The sequence below is a fragment of the Arhodomonas sp. KWT genome, from assembly GCF_010993615.1.
Window position 1 is genome coordinate 1 of sequence record NZ_WNXE01000290.1, and the last position, 2,512, is coordinate 2,512.

Consider the following 2,512-nt stretch of genomic DNA (forward strand, 5'->3'; position numbering starts at 1 on the left):
GCCCGGCGTGTGGCCGGGGGCGGGCTGGGCGTGGATCCCGGGGGCCAGCTCGGTGCCGTCGTCGAACGGCTCGAAGGCGTCCGCCTCCCGGTACGGCTTGAGCGAGGCCATGGCGCCCTTGAACATGCCCTTCCGGCCTTCCGGGGCCTTTTCCATGTTCGCCGGGTCGAGCCAGTACGCGCTGTCGTCCCGGTCCGCGCGCACCACGGCGTTCGGGAATACCCGCTCGCCGTCTTGGGTGAGGCCACCGAGGTGGTCCGGGTGCATGTGCGTCAGGTAGACCTCGTCCACCTGTTCCGGGCGGTAGCCCGCCGCCTCCAGGCTGTGCACCAGGTTACCGAGGGTTGGCCCGAACAGGCTGCCGGCCCCGGTGTCCACCAGCACCAGCTCGTCGCCGGTGTTGATCAGGTAGCCGTTCACCGAGGTCTCCGTCGGTGCACTGAGGAAATGCGCCTTCAGGGCCGCCCGGACCTCGTCCGCCGGGGCATGGAGCAGCTTGTCCATCGGCAGCTCGACGGTGCCGTCGGACAGGGCGGTGACCTGGAAGGCGCCCACCTGTACGTGGTAGTACCCCGGATTGCGGGTGTCCGGTGTCGGCGCTGCGGCGGATGCCGCCTGGGTGAAGGCCAGCGGAATGATGGCGGCCAGGGCGAACGCCGTGATCCGCAAGCGATAGCCATGTCTCATGACAGCCCTCCTGATCGTCTCGAATGGTTGTGTTGCGCAGGGCCGAGGTTAGCGCCCCCGGGAAACCGGCCTCCGGAAATTCTGCGTTTCGTGCACGGCCACGTGGCCGTGGGGGGCATCGCTGACAGTGTAGCCGGTGGGGCGCTACAGCCAGCCGAGCAGCGACCACCACAGGTAGGTCAGCGGCAGCAGCACCACCACCGTGATCGCAGCCATCGTCAGCGTCAGGCGGGTCGCCTTGCCGACGGGCTCGCCCGCGAGCAGACAGCCCGCCATCAGGGGTGGGACCTGGTAGGGCAGCAGCATTGTCGAGAAACCGACCACCTGGGTCATCAGCACGGTGTCCAGCGGCAGCCCGGAGGCGTGTGCGATGTCCCCCGCCAGCGGCGTCACCACTGCCACGAGGCCTGCCGCCGTGGTGAACGGGGCGATGGCGATGAAGCCGAGGGCGAGGACGATGAAGCTTTGCAGCGGGTTACCGGGGTCCAGGGGCAGCAGCGGCAGGAGGGCCTCCGCGGCGATGCGCCCGGCGCCGGAGTGGGCGAGGAGCCCGCCGAGGCCGAGGACGCCGGCGAGGTAGAAGAGGATCTCGTAGTTCACCCGGCCGTTGAGCGTGTCCTTCGGCGTGAGCCCGGCCCCCGGTACCAGGCAGACCAGTCCCGCGGTGAGGGCCACCCACGCCGCCGACACGCCGTGCAGCCAGTCCGTCGCCCAGAGTGCCACCGCCGCGGCCAGGATCAGGCCGACGGCCCGTTCCGGCCGGGACAGTGGTGCCTCGGCCACGGCGTCCCTGACGGACTCGCTGCGTGGCCGAGGCCGGTCCGGGAAGAGCAGCAGGATCGCCGCCACCAGCAGCGCCGCGCGCCCCAGCCCGAGCACCGGGAAGTGCAGGAGCAGGTACTCGCCGTAGGTGAACGCCACGCCGTGGACGTGCTCGGCGAGGCCCATGAGGACGACGTTCGGCACGTTCGCGGTGAGGATCGAGAAGGCGGGCTGGTTGCTCCCCAGGATCACTGCCAGGACCATGCCGGTTCGCCCGCGCGTGCCGGGGGCGAACCCGAAGCGCTCGGCGACCTCCGTGGTGAGGGGCACGAGCAGCATGACCCGGGCCATGGACGACGGGATCACGAACGACAGCGCCACGGCGATCCCCACCAGCCCGCCGATGATGAGCCCGTAGCCGCCGTGCAGGCGCTCGCCCACCCGCCGTGCCAGGCGGGTTCCCAGACCGGTGTGGTGCACGGCGATGCCGAGGATCAGCCCGCCGAAAACCAGCCAGAAGGCCTTGGCCTCGAAGCCGCTGAACACGACGGAGGCAGGCGCGGCGTCGAGCAGCATCGCCAGGGCGAAGAACGCCAGGCTTGCCAGGCCGGCGGGCACCGCCGAACTCGCCCACAGCCCGATGGCGAAGAGCGCCAGCCCCGCGGCCACCGCCGCCTCGCGGGGCAGCCACACCGGTCCCGCGAGCACCAGTCCGGCGGCCAGAACGGTGGTGACGAGCGCGGCGATCGTCGGCGGTCTCGGCGAAAACGGTGTCATTGGGCCCTTCCCGGTTCGGATGTGTCGCGGGGGCGCTGCCGCGCCCGGAACGCGTGATGGTACCGCGATCGCACCCCGGTGCCGGGGATGCCATTGCCCCGCCGCGCCGGAACGGCCGGGCGTCATCCCGGACAACGGGGTCGTCGCACCTCGCCCGGAAAGGATCGCGGACGGTGAGCAGGGACGGTCGTGGCGCCGTCAGCCATGGGCTGGTTCAGGGCCGCGATCACACCGGCATCGGGGGAATGTTGCACGCCTGCGGCGCACAACCTACGCGAGGCCCGGC

General features: G+C 71.2%; 2 protein-coding genes. Both read right to left on the reverse strand.

Annotated elements, in window-relative coordinates; genetic code table 11:
• A partial coding sequence (locus G7A99_RS18005; RefSeq protein ID WP_163142756.1) for an MBL fold metallo-hydrolase occupies positions 1-687 on the reverse strand: 687 nt, incomplete at its 3' end.
• A 144-nt stretch (positions 688-831) separates the two neighbouring features.
• Positions 832-2,226: an SLC13 family permease gene (locus tag G7A99_RS18010; protein ID WP_163142759.1), complete on the reverse strand. Its 1,395-nt coding sequence runs from the start codon at positions 2,224-2,226 to the stop codon at positions 832-834.
• Between the last annotated feature and the right edge of the window lie 286 nt (positions 2,227-2,512).

Bases quoted from the DNA above. Each gene is read 5' to 3' on its own strand.
- G7A99_RS18010 (WP_163142759.1), bottom strand. From the start codon at position 2,226: ATGACACCGTTTTCGCCGAGACCGCCGACGATCGCCGCGCTCGTCACC.